This is a genomic window from Duganella sp. Root198D2 (assembly GCF_001428585.1).
Taxonomy (GTDB): domain Bacteria; phylum Pseudomonadota; class Gammaproteobacteria; order Burkholderiales; family Burkholderiaceae_D; genus Rugamonas.
This window is the reverse complement of sequence record NZ_LMIC01000021.1, coordinates 1-16,015: the sequence shown is the minus strand read 5'-3', so window position 1 is coordinate 16,015 and position 16,015 is coordinate 1. Positions and strand designations below refer to the sequence as shown.

Below are 16,015 nucleotides of genomic sequence, written 5' to 3'. Positions count from 1 at the left end.
CCGCGGCCTGCGGTACCACGCGCTTCCTGTCCAAAGACGCCTTGCGCAACGCGCAGCAGACGGCCGTCGCGCTCGACATCATCGGCATGATGGATGCACTGAAGATCGAGAGCGCGGTCTTCGGCGCCTTCGACTGGGGCGCGCGCACCGCCTGCATCATCGCCGCCCTGTTCCCGGAACGCTGCAAAGGCCTGGTGTCGGTCAGCGGCTACCTGATCGGTACGCCGGCCGGCAACAGGAAGCCGCTGCCGCCGCAGGCCGAGTACGAATGGTGGTACCAGTACTACTTCGCAACGGAGCGCGGCAAGCTGGGTTATGAGGCAAACCGCAATGACTTCAACCGCCTGATCTGGAAAACCGCCTCGCCCAGGTGGGCCTTCGACGACGCCACTTTTGCGCGCAGCGCGGCGGCATTCGACAATCCGGACCACGTTGAGATCGTGGTCCACAACTATCGCTGGCGCCTCGGCCTGGCCGATGGCGAACGCAGATACGATGCACTGGAAGCCAGGCTGGCAACCGGCCCTGCAATCACCGTGCCATCGATCACGATGGAAGGTGATGCCAACGGTGCACCGCACGCGCCGCCGGCTGCCTATGCGAAAAAATTTACCGGCAAGTACCAGCACCGCACGCTGAGCGGCGGCATCGGCCACAACCTGCCACAGGAAGCGCCGCGCGACTTTGCGCAGGCCATCATCGACGTGGCGGCGCTGTGATCAGATAAAGCTGGATGGATGCGCCTCGAACAGCTTCCTGTGCTCCTGCATGCAGAAGTAATACGTGCGCTTGCGGTAGGTGGTGGAGAACGAGCTCGCCTTGTCGACATCCATTTCGCAAACCGGGCACAGTGGATGCTGGCCGGTCGAGCGGCGTGCCTTGGCATAGGCGCTGTTGGAGAACGGGTCCAGCCAGCCCTGCCCCTGGTATTCCATGGTATTGGCCGTGTTGCGCGCCACGGTGCGGCCAAAGTAGCGCTCCACCACACGCAAGGCCAGGTCGATGCCGGACGAGAGGCCGCCCGCGGTAGCGATATTGCCTTCTTCGACAAACCGTGCACCGCGCTTGAGCGCAACGCGCGGGAACTTCATGGCGAAATCCTTGAAGGCGGCGTGATGGGTGACTGCCGACTTTCCGTCCAATAGCCCCGCATGGGCCAGGATGAACGCGCCGGTGCAGACCGACATTGTCAGGTCCGCCGTGCGCGACGCCTGGCGCAGCCACTCCAGCACGGCCGGGTCGCTCACGGTTTGCGCAGGAACCACGATCACCCTTGGCGCCGGCGCGTTGGCAATGGAGAAGTTCGGCACGATCTTCATGCCGCCATAGGTAGTGATCGGCGCCTCCGTCGCGCCAACCGTGTATAGCTGGAACAGCGTCCCCTCCCGTCCCGGCACGCTGACGTTGCAGAACACTTCCCAAGGGCCGCCAAAGTCGATCATCACCGCATTGTCCGACAGCAGGAAAGCAACCGGGATGGAGCCTTGCGCCGGTGGCGCCAATGGCGCTGCCGGCGCAGCGGCCTGCTGCGCTTTGGCATGCGCCAGCGCCGGCAGCGCGGCACCCAGGCCCATTGCGGTGGAAATACGGAAAAGGTCTCGTCTTTTCATGGTCTCGCCTCAGTGGATTGTCAAGGCTTGCAGTCTCCCATCGCCCTTGTGCGCAGCGCGATGCTGTTCGCTGCAGCCTGCTGTGGTTTCGCTGCAAACCGGTGTCCCGCTGCCTTGATATCCCATATGATTGCGGCCATGACCGCAATTGCTCCCTTCCTCGCCTGGCTGGCACTGGCCCTGTTCGATGCGACCCAGACCGTGGTGTCCATGCGCGCCATGGGCATGCAGCACGACTGGTGGACGCTGTTCTTCGTGATCGTTGCATCGTGGGGCGCATGGGCGGCGGCCACCCCGCTGGCGCTTGCACTGCTGCGGCACTTTCCCCTGCCTTCGCGCGCCATGCGCAATTGGGCCGTGCATATCTGCGCCTGCCTGGCAATCGGAGCGGCGTGGACCTGCTGGGCCGCCACGCTGGAACATGCGTTCAATCCTTTCGCCTACCCCAAGGGCCCCGATCCGTTTTTGCCACTCTGGAAATCGAAGTTCATCGGCAACCTGGTGGGCGAAGTGATCCTGTATGGCGCGGTTACGGCGCTCAGCGTCACTTTCGCCACCCGCAAGCGCTTGTCGCAGCAGCGCGAGCTGCTGGCGCAGGCGCAGCTGGCCGCACTGCGGCTGCAGCTCGAGCCACATTTCATTTTCAATGCGCTCAACGCGGTTACAGGCCTGATCCGCGAGAAGAAGGATAACGAGGCGATTGCCACCATTGCTGCCCTGGGCGACCTGCTGCGCCGGGTGACGGATCGTTCCGAGCGCCAACTGGTAGCACTGGAAAGCGAAGCCGATTTCCTGCGCAAGTATCTCGAAGTCCAGCAGGTGCGCTTCGGCGAGCGCCTGCACTGGCAGCTCGACATTCCGGCCGCAATCTCGGGCGCTCAGGTGCCCGACCTTGTCCTGCAGCCGCTGGTGGAAAACGCCATCAAGCATGGCATCGCCAAACGCGCCAAAGGCGGAACACTGCGCGTCACGGCTGCCCGCGCAGGCGAGGTGCTGACGCTATCCGTCGCCAACGACGGTCCGGCGCTGGCGGCGCCGCTGCGCGACGGCGTCGGACTGTCCAACACGCGCCAGCGCCTGCAAGCGCTGTACGGCGGGCAGCAATCGCTGCAACTGCGCGACTCCGGGCAAGGGGTGCTGGCCACCCTCACCTTGCCCTACCGGGGGCAATAATGCTGCGGGCATTGATCGTCGACGACGAGCCACTGGCACGCAGCAACGTCGCCCTGCTGCTGGCGCGCGACCCGGCCATCGCGCTGGTCGGCCAATGCGGCTCGGCGGAAGAAGCGCTGGCGGCATTACCTGCGGCCCGGCCCGACCTGCTCTTCCTCGACGTGGAGATGCCCGAATGCGACGGCTTTGAACTGCTGGAGCGCCTGGGCACCGCCCCGCCTTTTGCCATCGTCTTCGTTACGGCCCACCACCAGTTCGCACTGCGCGCCTTTGAAGTCGGCGCGCTTGACTACCTGCTCAAGCCCTTCGACGACCAGCGCTTCGAACGCGTGCTGGAGCGCGTGAAAGAACGCCTGCGTGCGCCGGGCGAAACGCGCCGCTTCATCGTCAGGAACGGCAACGCGCTGGAGGTGGTGAAATTTACCGACATCGACTGGGTCGAGGCCAGCGACTATTACGCCACTTTGCATGCGGCCGGCCGCGCCCATATGCTGCGCCGCAGCCTGTCCGATCTCGAAGGCGAACTGGCGCCGCACGGCTTCCAGCGCATTCACCGCTCCGCCATCGTCAACCTGGAACGGGTAAGGACCCTGGAGCTGCATGAAGACGGCGAGTATGAAGTCGTGCTGGATGGCGGCCAGCGCCTGCGCATGAGCCGCCGCTATCGCAAGGCGGTGCTGGATCGAATGTCCCCGACTTAGTTTATACTTGCATTTTTTTTAACCCCAGAAGACATGCAACGACTGATACTGGCCATTGCCGCGCTGGCCCTGAGCGCGTGCGCCACCAAGGAGCAAAACCGCATCCAGGAAATTGGCGTCACGCCGCTGCGCGACCTGAATATCGCCAAAGTTGAAATCCCCGACGTCCTGCGCGACGCCATCGGCAATCCATACAAAACCCCCTCCGACCGGAGCTGCCCGGCCTTGCTGGCGCAAGTTGCGGACCTGGACGAAGAGCTTGGGCCGGACTTCGACGTTCCTGAAGAAAAGCAGAGCCATATGGACGCTTCGAAGGAAGCACTGGGCGATGCCGCAACCGGCGCCCTGGCACGCACGGTGGAAGGCGCAATTCCATTCCGCGGCTGGCTGCGCAAGCTAAGCGGCGCGGAGCGCCAATCGCGGAAAGCTCAAAGCGCAATCCTGGCGGGCAAAGTGCGTCGCGGCTACCTGCGCGGCATCATGGAGTCGAATTCCTGCCAGAAGGCATAAACGCTTGCTTTTGCTGCGCCGCATCATGCTAGAATCGTTGTCATCCAAGCCACAACGGGGGCCAGCAGATGAAACGCGTAATCTTCAACCAGAAGGGCGGCGTCGGTAAATCGACCATTGCGGTAAACCTGGCGGCCATTGCGGCGCACCATGGCAAACGCACGCTTTTGATCGATATCGACCCGCAGTGCAATAGCAGCCGTTACCTGCTCGGTGCGGCGACCGCAGCACTGGCGCCTACGCTTGGCGCCTACTTCGAGCAAATGCTCAGTTTCAGCATGTTTGCCAAGCCGGCCGGCGAATACGTGCACGCCACGCCGTTCGACAACCTGTCCATCATGCTGGCCCATCCCGAACTGGGCGACCTGCAATCGAAGCTGGAGTCGCGCCACAAGATCTACAAGCTGCGCGATACGCTGAACGAGCTGGAAAAGGAATACGACGAAATCTACGTCGATACGCCGCCGGCCTACAATTTCTTCACCCAGTCGGCCCTGATCGCGGCCGATAGCTGCCTGATCCCCTTTGACTGCGACGACTTCTCGCGGCAGGCGCTCTACACCCTGGTCAACAACGTCAAAGAAATCAAGGCCGACCACAATCCGAACCTGCAGATTGAAGGCATCGTGGTCAACCAGTTCCAGCCACGCGCCCTGCTGCCGCAGCGCATGGTCGACCAGCTCAAGGAAGAAGGCTTGCCGGTATTCGAGAACAAGCTCTCCAGCTCGATCCGCATCCGCGAATCGCACGAGCGCAACCTGCCGATGATCCACCTTGACCGCAGCCACAAGCTAAGCCAGGAATTCCTCGCCCTGTACGGCGAGCTGCAGCCGGCGTAATACGCCAGGCTTGATCCAGGTCATGGCCGGGCCGCGGCGGCATGGCTATGCTGGCGGATTTTGCCTGCCATGCTGACCGCCCCCGAACTCCTCCTGCCCGCCGGCTCCCTGGCCAAGATGAACGCCGCCCTCGACTACGGCGCCGATGCCGTCTACGCCGGCCAGCCGCGCTACAGCCTGCGCGTGCGGAACAACGACTTCTCCACCCTGCAGGCGCTGCAGGAAGGCATCGACGGCGCCCACGCACGCGGCAAGCAGTTCTTCGTCGCCAGTAATATCTTCGCCCACAACGCAAAGCTCAAGACCTACCTGCGCGATATGGCGCCCGTGATTGCCATGCAGCCCGACGCGCTGATCATGGCCGATCCGGGCTTGATCATGATGGTGCGCGAAGAGTGGCCCGACATGCCGATCCACCTCTCGGTGCAGGCCAACGCCGTCAACTGGGCCGACGTGAAATTCTGGCAGCGCATGGGCCTGACCCGCGTGATCCTGTCGCGCGAACTGTCGCTCGACGAGATCGAGGAAATCCGCCAGCGTTGCCCGGACATGGAACTGGAAGTGTTCGTACACGGCGCGCTGTGCATGGCATATTCCGGCCGCTGCCTGCTATCCGGCTATTTCAATCACCGCGACGCCAACCAGGGCAGCTGCACCAATGCCTGCCGCTGGGACTACAAGGTGGGCGAAGGCTGCCAGGACGCCACCGGCGACATTTCGGTGCTGCACCAGCAGCCGCGCCACCCGCTGTCCAACCAGACTTATTTGCTGGAAGAAGCCGGACGCCCCGGCCAGCTGATGCCGATCTTCGAAGACGAACACGGCACGTACATCATGAACTCGAAAGACCTGCGCGCAGTGGAGCACGTGGAACGCCTTGTGAAGATCGGCATCACCTCGCTGAAAGTGGAAGGCCGCACCAAATCCGCCTACTACGCAGCGCGCACGGCACAGGTGTACCGCAAGGCGATTGACGATGCGGTAGCCGGCCTCCCCTTCGACGAAAGCCTGCTCGGCCAGCTCCAGGGCCTGGCCAACCGCGGCTACACGGACGGTTTCTACCAGCGCCACCATACGCAAGAACACCAGAACTACATGCGCGGCGCCTCGGAAACCGACCGTAGCCAGTATGTAGGGGATGTACTGGAAATCGACGGCGGCTGGGCGCGCGTCGATGTGAAGAACCATTTCGCGGTGGGCGACCGCATTGAAGTCATGCACCCGGGCGGCAACCGCGATATCACCATCGCCCGCATGCTGGCGAACGATGGCGGCGAGATCACGGTTGCCCCAGGCAGCGGCCACATCGTGCACATCGAGCTCGATGCAGGGCTGGATGGCGCAATGCTGTCGCGCTATCTGTAGCCGGATAAAAGTCGGGGTCAGCTCCGGCAATCAGACATAAATTCCGCGAGCGAAACTTATGTCTGATTGCCGGAGCTGACCCCGACTTTTCAATTGAGAGTAATTACCAGAAGATCACGCGCTGCTGCGGCGACAGGTACATCTTGTCGCCTTCTTTCACGCCAAAGGCGTCGTAGAAGCCCGGATGATTTTTCAGGCTGCCGTTCACGCGAAATTCGGATGGCGAGTGCGGGTCGGACTTCACTTGCTGGATCAGAAAAGCGTCGCGGCCTTTGCCGCGGCGTGCCTGCGCCATGCCCATGAAGATGCGCTGTTCGGCGGTATAGCCGTCGATCACCGGGCCCGGCTGGCCTTTCATGTAGATCTTGTAGGCGCGGGTAGCCATGATCAGGCCGGCGTTGTCGGCAATGTTCTCGCCCAGGGTCAGTTCGCCGTTCACGTTATACCCCGCCAGCGGGCTGTAGCCGTTGTACTGCGCTACCAGCATCTTGCCGCGTGCCGCAAACTTTTCGCCGTCTTCCCTGGTCCACCAGTTGCGCAGGTTGCCGTCGCCGTCGTATTGCGAGCCTTTATCGTCGAAGGCGTGGCTGATTTCGTGGCCGATCGAGATGCCGACCGCACCGTAATTGACCGCCGGTTCCGCCTTGGCGTCATACAGCGGGTACTGCAGGCGCGCCGCCGGGAACACGACCTCGTTCAGCGAAGGGCTGTAATAGGCGTTGACAGTTTGCGGCGTCATGCTCCACGCCGAACGGTCCACCGGCTTGCCCAGTTTGTCGATACTGAAGCTGTGCGCGAATTCGCGCGAGCGCAGCACATTGCCCACCAGGTCGGTGCGCGCCACTTTCAGCCTGGTGTAATCGCGCCATTTGTCCGGATAGCCGACCTTGACGTTGATCTTGGCCAGCTTGGCCTGCGCCTGCAGCTTGGTTTCAGGGCTCATCCACTCCAGCGTGTCGATCCCTTCGCGGAAAGCAGCGATGAAGTTCTGCGCCATCTCCGCCACCTGCTGCTTGCGTTCAGCCGGGAAGTATTCTTTTACATAAGCCTTGCCCACCATTTCGCCCAGCGCACGGTTCACTTCCGTAATGGCGCGTTTTTGCAGCGAGCGGTTTTCCTTGGTGCCGGCCAGCACGGCGCCGCGGAAAGCGAAGTTTTCATCGACCAAAGGCTGCGACAGGTAGGGCGCGAACGAGCTGATCATGTGGAATTCAAAGTAAGCCTTCCACGCAGGCAGCGGCGTCGCTTCAATCAGCTTGTCCAGCGCCGCCAGGTAGCTTGGCTGGCTGACGATCACGGAATCGATCTTGCCTGCCACGCCAACGCCCTTCAGGTAAGCATCCCAGTCGAAGCCCGGCATCAGCGCTTTCAGCTCGGCCAGCGACAGCTTGTTGTAGGTCCTGACCGGATCGCGGTTTTCCACGGCGGACCAGTGGGCGCGGGCGATCTCTGTTTCCAGCGCCACGATCTGTGCCGCCTCCTGCGCCGCCTGCGCGTGGCCGGCCAGCGCCAGCACCTTTTCAACGTGCTGCTGGTACCTGGCGCGGATATCGCTCAGGCGCGCATCCTTTTCGGACAGGAAGTAGTCGCGGTTCGGCAGGCCCAGGCCGGACTGGCGGATGGCCACCACGTAGCGTGTCGAATCCTTCGCATCCTGGCGCACGCTCATGTCAAGCGGGCCGCCGCCATCGATGCGGTTCAGGTGCGCCACCAGCGCACCGATGCCCTGCTTGCCGGATAAGGCAGCAATGCGCGCCTGCTCCGCCTTCAGCGGCTTCAGGCCCAGCGCATTGCGGCGCGCTTCATCCATGAAACTGGCGTAGTAGTCGCCGATCTTCTGCGCGTCGGAACCGGGCTTGCGCGTCTTGTCGCGTTGCGCATTCTCGATGATGGAATTGACCTGCCCTTCCACGTTTTCCTGCGCCACATTGAACGCCCCCCAGCTCGAACGGTCGGCCGGAATCTCGACGCCGCTCAGCCACTTGCCTTGCGAATAACGGAAAAAATCGTCCTGCGCGCGGACCTGCTGGTCAATGCCGGCAGCGTCAATGCCCGAACCCAGTTGCGCCGCCCATGCGTGGGAACATGCCAGGCCAACAATCAGGCTGCCGAGAATAGTGCGTTTCATGTAATAACTCCGATGAAAAAAATGCTCCCGGCAGTATGCAGCAGCCAGCGCCGCGCGTGGACGCTGCGGCCCAACGAGCAACACTAAGTTACATAAGGCCGGGCATTTGACCAACAGCCCGGCAAGGCCGATACTTGCCGGGTTTTAGATCCATTCACCCCAACCAGGAGGTAACCAGTGAAATATTCCATGCTGGCCACCGTGCTGCTGGCTGCAGCCGCAGCGCAAGCGCAGGACGTGCCGAAGATCGATCCGCAGCGCCTGTCGCAGGACGTTAAAACTTTGGCATCCGATGAATTCGAAGGCCGCGGCCCGAACACCGCCGGCGAAATAAAAACCGTCGAATACATCGCCAGACAATTCGAAGCAGCCGGCCTGAAGCCGGGCGGCGACCTGGTGAAAGGCAAGCGCAGCTGGTACCAGGAAGTCCCGCTGGGCCGCTTCGAGATCAAAGGCCCGGTGGTGCTGAATGCGCACGCCGGCAAGGACAGCATCGCGTTTGCCCAAGGCGAGCAGATGGCAGTGCGCGCCGCGATGAACGGCGCCAAGCGTGTCGACTTCGACAAGGTCCCGCTGGTTTTCGTCGGCTATGGCGTCACCGCACCTGAGCGCAAGTGGAGCGACTTCAAGGGCGTGAACCTGAAGGGCAAGCTGGCCGTGGTGCTGATCAACGATCCGGACTTCGAAACCGGTGAAGGCGAATTCGGCGGCAAGGCCATGACCTACTACGGCCGCTGGACCTACAAGTACGAAGAGATGGCGCGCCAGGGCGCGATCGGCACCCTGATCGTGCACGAAACAGCGCCGGCTTCCTACGGCTGGGCGACGGTGAAGAATTCCAACACCAACGTGATGTACGACATCGTGCGCAAAGAGCCAGGCAAGTCGCACGCGCCGATGGAAGCATGGATCCAGCGCGACGTGGCGTCCGACCTGTTCAAGCGCGCCGGCCTCGATTTCGACGCGCTCAAGAAGCAGGCGCAAACGCGCGACTTCAAGCCGGTGGAACTGAAAGGCGTCAGCCTGTCGGCCCACTATGCGGTGGACGCGCAAGTGATCAAGTCGAAGAACGTGATCGCCGTGCGCGAAGGCAGCGCAGCACCAAATGAAACCGTGATCTACAGCGGTCACTGGGACCACCTCGGCGTCGGCCTGCCGGACGCCAAAGGCGACAAGATCTACAACGGCGCCATCGACAACGGCACCGGCATCGCCGCTTTGCTGGAACTGGGCCGCGCCTACGCCAAGGCGCCGGCACCCAAGCGCAGCGTGGTATTCCTGGCCGTGACGGCGGAAGAAAAAGGCTTGCTCGGCTCCGAGTACTACGCATCCAACCCGGTCTATCCGTTGGCCACCACCGTCGGCATGATCAATATGGATGCACTGAGCCCATACGGCCCCGCACGCAACTTCACCATTTCCGGCAGCGCCAAGCTGGACCTGCTCGATATGCTGGTCGCCAAGTTCAAAGCGCTGAACGTCAGCTACACGCCTGACCCGCATACCGAAGCCGGCTACTTCTTCCGCTCCGACCACTTCCCGATGGCCAAGCGCGGCGTGCCTGCTTTCTCGCTCGATTCCGGCGAAGACTGGGAACAAGGCGGCGTGGCAGCTGGCAAAGCGGCGCAGGAAGCCTACACCAACAACAATTACCACCAGCCTTCGGACGAGTGGGATGCCAAGTGGCCGTTCAGCGGCATGGCGCGCGACCTCGGCGTGCTGTATAGCCTGGGCCGCGACCTGGCAGAATCGAAGGACTGGCCGAACTGGTCGAGCGACTCCGAGTTCCGCACCATTCGCGACCAGAGCGCAGCAAAACGTTCCAGGTAAAAATGCAAAGCCAAGTCAAGGCCCTCCACGGAGGGCCTTTTCTTTTTCTGCGAGGCGTGCCATGCTGGGTTCACAAAAAGGATCGTTTAAGCTGGAGACAAATCATGAACTTCACGCAGTCGATGAGCATTGCCAAGAAACTCGCAGTGCTGAATGCCGGTGCCATCCTCGGCATCCTCATCCTTACCGCCATTTTCCTCATTTCAGAGCGCACCCTCATCCTTGAGGAAAGGACCAGCAATGTGCGGCAGGCCGTCGAAACGGCCTATGGTGTGCTCGACTACTACCAGAAGCAGGAAGCGGCTGGCGCCCTGCCGCGCGCTGAAGCCCAGAAGAAGGCAATGGATGCGATCAAGGTGTTGCGATATGGCAACAACGAGTATTTCTGGCTCAACGATATGCAGCCGAAGATGATCATGCACCCGATCAAACCGGAACTCGACAACAAGGACCTCAGCGCCAACAAGGACCCGACCGGCAAACACCTGTTCGTCGAATTCGTCAACATGGTCAAAAAAGCAGGCGCCGGCCCGGTCGATTACATGTGGCCCAAGCCTGGCAGCGACAAGCCGGTGCAAAAGGTCTCCTACGTCAAAGGCTTTGAACCCTGGGGCTGGATACTCGGCTCCGGCGTCTACGTCGACACTGTCGACGCCACCGTGCGCGGACGCGCCGTCGTCTTCGCCGCAGGTGCGGTGGTGCTGGCCGCCGTACTGCTTGGCATCGGCGTCTTCATCGCTCGCGGCATGCTGCGCCAGTTGGGCGGCGAACCGGATTACGCTTCCGCGATTGCCCGCAGCATTGCGGGTGGCGACCTGACCGTGCCGATCGACGTCAAGCATGACGACAACAGCAGCATGGTCAACGCGCTGAAGGGCATGCGCGACGACCTGGCGCGCATCGTCAGCTCGGTGCGCAACGCCACCGATACCATCGCCACCGCATCGGGCGAAATCGCGGCCGGCAATAGCGACCTGTCGGCGCGTACCGAAAGCCAGGCCAGCTCGCTGGAGGAGACCGCGGCATCGATGGAAGAACTGACTTCGACTGTGCGCCAGAATGCAGACAATGCCCGCACTGCCAACGAACTGGCCGCCAACGCTTCGGAAGTGGCGCAGAAAGGCGGCGCCGTGGTGTCGCAGGTGGTTGAGACCATGGCCTCCATCGACAGCTCTTCGCGCAAGATCGTCGACATCATCAGCGTAATCGATGGCATTGCGTTCCAGACCAACATCCTGGCGCTGAATGCGGCAGTGGAAGCGGCGCGTGCCGGCGAACAGGGCCGCGGCTTCGCAGTCGTGGCGTCGGAAGTGCGCAACCTGGCGCAGCGCAGTGCCGCCGCTGCCAAGGAGATCAAGGACCTGATCGGCGCCTCGGTGGAAACCGTCGGCGTCGGCAATTCGCTGGTGGCGCAGGCCGGCAGCACCATGCAGGAAGTGGTGGAAAGCGTGCACCGCGTGCGCCAGGTCATCAACGAGATCAGTACCGCCAGCAACGAGCAAAGCGCCGGCATCGCCCAGGTCAATGAAGCGATTTCGCAAATGGATGCGGTGACGCAGCAGAATGCGGCGCTGGTCGAACAGGCTGCCGCTGCCGCGGCCAGCATGCAGCAGCAGTCGGCGGCGCTGCTGCAGGCGGTCGGCGTGTTCCGCGTCGATGCCGACGCCCCCGCCGCGCCGGGGCGCCGCACACCACGTCTTGGCCGCAGCTGATGTCGTGATATGATCGGGCCTGTCGAAAAAGGCAGGACCGGTTCAAGGTAAGCCCGATCCCTCTCCTCCCCGGAGAGCTCTGCTCCATGCGCAGTCTTGCATGAGAACCCACGACGATCCCGGCGCAAATGCGTCCCGGGCTCGTCGGGGCGTTGCCAATCGATCCTCACAGGCACTCCCGTTGGGCCCACCAACTATGGAGTCAACATGCAATTGAATCACCTCGACCTGTCCGTGCCCGATGTGGCCGCGGCTTCAACTTTCCTTACGCGCCACTTCGGCTTCGCGCTGCTGCAAACCAAAGGCAACCAGGGCATGGCCATATTGGCTGGCGACGGCGGCGTGGTACTCGTGCTTACGCGCAGCGAGGAGCCCAGCTACCCCAAGACATTCCACATCGGCTTCCTGGTGGACGATGCCGGCAAAGTCAGCGCCAAACACGCCGAACTGGAGGCGGCCGGCGTGAGCGGGCTTTCGCCGCTGCAGGATATGCGCGGAGGCCCTGGCTTCTATTGCCGCACCGGGTGGGGAATCTTGCTGGAGGTTGCGCACCGCGTGCCAGTACCCGTGAGGTAGCACCGGTGCGCAGGCCCCTCGCGGGGCCTTGCCTTATTTGACGCGGGTGTAGGTCATTTCCATCCACTTCATGTCCTTGCCATTCTGCCCCGGCCCCCACATTTCCAGTTTGTGGTTGTCGTTGTCGGTGATGGCCACGCTCATGGTGTATGGAATTTCCTTGCCGCTCATCGGGTCGGACATCATGCCCTTGTACTTGATGGTGTTGCCAGTCATGGCGCCATGGGCCAGCGTCATGCCGGTGCCGCTGGAATCGATCCAGCTGCCGAAGTACTTCTTCGTCACGTTGTCATAGCCCTGGATGCCCATGCCATCGAATGGCTGGCCCATGAACTTGCCCTGGTAGTTCTCCTGCAGGTAACGGTTACCCATGATCCATTTGCGTTCCGTGGAACCGTCGGTTTCTTCAGGAGGTTTGGATGGGTCCATCCACATTTTTGACTTGACCGTGAACTTGCCTGCCAGCGCGTCAAGCTTCTTGTGCGCTTCGCCGGGAGCGGCGGCCTTGGCCATCATCTCCATTGCCGCCTTGTCGTCAGGCGGCGCGGCGGCCTTTTTCTTTTCCGGGGCGGCGCTGACGGCGGCGCCGGCCAGGGTGAATCCCGCAACAACCAGGTACTGCGCGATACGACGGAGCTTCATGACTTCCTCCTTATCCAGCAGGGTTGTGGAAGGGCCATTCTCCGCGCGGCCGCGCTGCCCGTCAACTGCGCCGCTCGGTTTCACGCAACTTGCGGCGCAGACGCAGGTTATCCGCCACAACCGACACCAACGTAAGCATCATGAGTACGACTACCGCATCAGTATCCAGATATCGCCAGAACGCCCACGCCCCAAATGCGCAAGCAACGGCAGATAGAAGAAGCAGAACCTGGTCTCTCATCACAGAGTCATCCGTGCTTGGTACAAACTACGACCGATTACCCTTGCATCATAGAGCACCGGGTGACGACGCATTGTGTCGGCCAACCAAGGGCGGTATAGGCCGTTGCATCGGATATCCCACATCACGTCGGCTAGGGAAACGCCTCCGCTCAGCGTCCTTCCCGTCGCGACAGCAATGCTCCCGATAACTGCTCCCACATAAAAGGCAGCACCCATTGTCGCTATTGCGCCAAGTTTTTCTGCGCGCAGTCCAGCGCCTACCATTTCACCTACCGTGATTCTTTGTCCGAATTTATCGATATGCGCAATGAATGCTGCCGCGTTTGCAAGTGCCGTCTGAAGACTACCAAATAATGACACTGGTGCCGGCAAGCCTAGCGATTCCATATTTTCTCGGAAGTACTGGTAGAAGTTGGACATGGTCACTCCCCGATGGATTGGCGTAAAAGGGAGAGTAGCGCCACGACGGGCGGCGCGTTTTGCGTTGGGGCAAGTGAAGTGCTTACGCGGCGTAGGTGCTGACAGCTTCGACCATGAAAGGCGGGAGGTCGGGGTGGATATTGCCGAAGCTGGCGCGGAAGCGCGGACCGTCGCGCCAGGTTGCCCCGCTTCCGGCTGGTATGCCGCCATCCTCAAGGCTGACACCGCGTCAGGGTCGCGCAATACTGCTCAGCCAAGTTCAAAAGTTGTGATGCCGTACTGCCGCGCCAGCGGTAGCCTGGGGTCTGCACCGGTGTACATGCGCGCCGTTTCGAAGCAGGCATGCATGCCATGCCGTTCAGCCAGCGCCACGGCGGCGGCATTCGGCTCCGGCACGTCGAGGAAAACCGGTTCACCGGCCGGCACACGGCCACATACGGCCACATACGGCCAGCATCAATTCCTCGGCCACTTGCGGCGATTCCGCGCACAGCGGGCCAATCTTGAAGCCCGCGCGGCACGGGCGCAGCACCGCATAGCCAAGCAGCGTGCCATCCGTATCGCGTACACCGAAGACAACGCTGCCTGCCTGTTGCAACCAGCAGCGCATGAATTGCTCACGCTCGTCGGCGAAGAAAGCGCGGTCATATGCCAGCACTTCGCCCACATCGTGCGGGCCGAGCGGCAGCACACGGTCGGCAGCGGGGACGTCGCTGCCTCGGCCTTCAAAGCGCACATTGCGGTGCGCCAGCTTGAAGCCGGAGCGCGCGTAGTTGGCCTGCTGGGCCGGAACGCCGTCCAGCCCCACGTTGCGCCCTGCCAGCCGCGCCATGCCGGCGTGCCAGATCGCCATGCCGTAACCCTTGCCGCGATAGTCAGGCCGCACGATATAGCCGCCAATGAAACCGAACCCGGCGCCGAAGCGCACCGCGAAGATGCTGGCAACCGCTTCACCATCCACAATGCCGAGCAGGAAGCCGTCCGGGTCGGCCGCATAAAAACTGGCGGCATCCTGCAGTCCAGGATTCCAGCCTTCAGCTGCGGCCCAATCGAGCACCATATCCAGCTCGGGCAGGGTCATGGCTCGAATGTCCATATCAGCCTCCATTTGCCGAATCATAAGCGGCAAATGCGGCCCGCACAGCATATTCCCATGCAGCGCCATCCTGTTCGTAAAGATAGTTCGCTGGCGCAGGCGCCGCGCCCTCCAGCGCACTGCGACGGCGATACAGATACACCGTGGTCCATGCCACGCTGGGCGGCGCGAATTGCTTTACCAGCTCGAAAGCCGGGTTCAGCATGGGGAAGGTGACCGTTGTGACCAGGGCGCCCTCCGGCAGTTCCCTTGCCAGCTTATCGGCCAGGCGGTCCATCATCGGCGCGAAACACGTGCTGTAGATATAGACCATGCTCGCGTCGGAGACGTCCGCTTCAAACATGTCCTGGTGCAGCAGGCGCACGCGGGCAGCAACCCTGGCTGCCGCAGCCGGATCTTCGGACACGCCGGCCGCCAGCATCTGCGCCAGCCGCATCTGCGCCATATCGCTGCGGTATCCAAGCAGTTCAATCCCGGTGCAGCGCATGCCGGGCAAGGCCAGTGCCGCGTTCAGGACGACCTTGCCAAGGCCGCTGCCAAGGTCGATGAAGTGGCCGCGCAAGGGTAGCCACGGCGCCACCGCCTCGAAATAGCTGTCCAGTTCCTGCTGCGTGAATTCGCCGTAGATCAGGCGGCCGTCATCGACCAGCCATTGCGCCAGGTCAGCGTCCGAGATCTCGGCCAGGCCATGCGCCGGAGCGCGCTCCGGCAGCATGCCATGCTGCTGGATGCCCGCCGGCACGCAGCCGGCAATCAGGCGCCGGTGCGGCATGAGGCGCGCAATGAAGGCCTCGCGCAGCTGCGGCAGGCGGAACGCTTCGCGCACCGCCAGGCCGATTTCGACGTAACGGGCAAGCACTGCATCGTCAATAACGGGCCTTACGTGCTGTGCACCATTTGTGATTGCCCGCCGCATCGAGTGCATGGTCTCCCCTCACCGGTTGATTTTCCACTTTACAATAAAAAACCGCCCCGAGGGGCTAATGCCGTTCAGTTAAGATCTCTTTTGAGAACTTTGACTGCACAGCGTTGAGGTAGGGCTTTAACGGCCCGGTCGCGCGAACGACCGGGCCGTTGTTCATTGTGCAGGTCTATTAAGCGCTGGCGTAGTCGTTGCAGTAAGGCCGGCAATTTGCCTTGTGCTTTGGTGACCGCGGCCCAATGCAGCTC

The 16,015-nt window shown here is 62.2% G+C and carries 15 protein-coding genes and 2 pseudogenes; 9 read left to right on the top strand and 8 right to left on the bottom strand.

What is annotated here, in order from left to right:
- Positions 1-11: 11 nt before the first annotated feature.
- Positions 12-719: pseudogene (locus ASE26_RS17575) on the top strand (alpha/beta fold hydrolase); the annotation flags it as partial.
- On the opposite strand, the gene ASE26_RS17570 reads toward ASE26_RS17575, so the two are convergent.
- Positions 720-1,610 (bottom strand): DJ-1/PfpI family protein, encoded by an 891-nt coding sequence (locus ASE26_RS17570; RefSeq protein ID WP_082507611.1) that lies wholly within the window; start codon positions 1,608-1,610, stop codon positions 720-722.
- Positions 1,611-1,748: 138 nt separating this feature from the next.
- Between ASE26_RS17570 and ASE26_RS17565 the strand changes: the two genes are divergently transcribed.
- From ASE26_RS17565 to yegQ, 5 genes are all read left to right on the top strand, one after another.
- Entirely contained in the window at positions 1,749-2,783 is a 1,035-nt protein-coding gene (locus ASE26_RS17565) for a sensor histidine kinase (RefSeq protein WP_162259183.1), read from the top strand.
- On the top strand, positions 2,783-3,484 hold the full coding sequence (locus ASE26_RS17560) for a LytTR family DNA-binding domain-containing protein (RefSeq protein ID WP_057246632.1): 702 nt from the start codon (positions 2,783-2,785) through the stop codon (positions 3,482-3,484). Before ASE26_RS17565 ends, ASE26_RS17560 begins: the two co-directional genes overlap by 1 nt.
- A 33-nt stretch (positions 3,485-3,517) precedes the next feature.
- Positions 3,518-3,994 (top strand): hypothetical protein, encoded by a 477-nt coding sequence (locus tag ASE26_RS17555; protein WP_055938451.1) that lies wholly within the window; start codon positions 3,518-3,520, stop codon positions 3,992-3,994.
- 68 nt (positions 3,995-4,062) lie between these two features.
- Positions 4,063-4,833: a ParA family protein gene (locus tag ASE26_RS17550; protein WP_055938448.1), complete on the top strand. Its 771-nt coding sequence runs from the start codon at positions 4,063-4,065 to the stop codon at positions 4,831-4,833.
- A 69-nt stretch (positions 4,834-4,902) separates the two neighbouring features.
- Positions 4,903-6,198: a tRNA 5-hydroxyuridine modification protein YegQ gene (yegQ, locus tag ASE26_RS17545; RefSeq protein WP_200960822.1), complete on the top strand. Its 1,296-nt coding sequence runs from the start codon at positions 4,903-4,905 to the stop codon at positions 6,196-6,198.
- A 103-nt stretch (positions 6,199-6,301) separates the two neighbouring features.
- Here the strand turns inward: yegQ and ASE26_RS17540 are convergent, their stop codons facing one another.
- Entirely contained in the window at positions 6,302-8,326 is a 2,025-nt protein-coding gene (locus tag ASE26_RS17540; protein WP_055938445.1) for a M13 family metallopeptidase, read from the bottom strand.
- A gap of 177 nt (positions 8,327-8,503) precedes the next feature.
- Here ASE26_RS17540 and ASE26_RS17535 point away from each other — a divergent pair, with 177 nt between their 5' ends.
- The 3 genes from ASE26_RS17535 (at position 8,504) to ASE26_RS17525 (ending at position 12,444) form a co-directional block, all read left to right on the top strand.
- Positions 8,504-10,156, top strand: coding sequence for a M28 family metallopeptidase (locus ASE26_RS17535; protein WP_055938442.1), 1,653 nt, complete (start codon positions 8,504-8,506; stop codon positions 10,154-10,156).
- A 104-nt stretch (positions 10,157-10,260) separates the two neighbouring features.
- Positions 10,261-11,868 carry a methyl-accepting chemotaxis protein gene (locus tag ASE26_RS17530; RefSeq protein WP_229208172.1) on the top strand — a complete coding sequence of 536 codons (1,608 nt, stop codon included), beginning with the start codon at positions 10,261-10,263 and terminating at the stop codon, positions 11,866-11,868.
- A 207-nt stretch (positions 11,869-12,075) separates the two neighbouring features.
- Positions 12,076-12,444, top strand: a complete 369-nt coding sequence (locus tag ASE26_RS17525; protein WP_055938439.1) for a VOC family protein — start codon at positions 12,076-12,078, stop codon at positions 12,442-12,444.
- A gap of 33 nt (positions 12,445-12,477) precedes the next feature.
- On the opposite strand, the gene ASE26_RS17520 is transcribed toward ASE26_RS17525, so the two are convergent.
- The 6 genes and pseudogenes from ASE26_RS17520 to ASE26_RS31610 form a co-directional block, all read right to left on the bottom strand.
- Positions 12,478-13,086: a DUF1579 domain-containing protein gene (locus tag ASE26_RS17520; protein WP_156398206.1), complete on the bottom strand. Its 609-nt coding sequence runs from the start codon at positions 13,084-13,086 to the stop codon at positions 12,478-12,480.
- Between the two features lie 240 nt (positions 13,087-13,326).
- Entirely contained in the window at positions 13,327-13,749 is a 423-nt protein-coding gene (locus ASE26_RS30065) for a hypothetical protein (RefSeq protein WP_082591395.1), read from the bottom strand.
- A 249-nt stretch (positions 13,750-13,998) separates the two neighbouring features.
- A complete protein-coding gene (locus tag ASE26_RS31860) occupies positions 13,999-14,175 on the bottom strand; it encodes a hypothetical protein (RefSeq protein WP_255357554.1) in 177 nt (58 codons plus the stop codon).
- Positions 14,162-14,845: a GNAT family N-acetyltransferase gene (locus ASE26_RS17515; RefSeq protein WP_255357553.1), complete on the bottom strand. Its 684-nt coding sequence runs from the start codon at positions 14,843-14,845 to the stop codon at positions 14,162-14,164. Before ASE26_RS17515 ends, ASE26_RS31860 begins: the two co-directional genes overlap by 14 nt.
- A gap of 1 nt (position 14,846) precedes the next feature.
- Positions 14,847-15,704 (bottom strand): hypothetical protein, encoded by an 858-nt coding sequence (locus tag ASE26_RS17510; protein ID WP_057246630.1) that lies wholly within the window; start codon positions 15,702-15,704, stop codon positions 14,847-14,849.
- 131 nt (positions 15,705-15,835) lie between these two features.
- Positions 15,836-16,015 (bottom strand): annotated as a pseudogene (locus tag ASE26_RS31610) (DDE transposase); the annotation flags it as partial.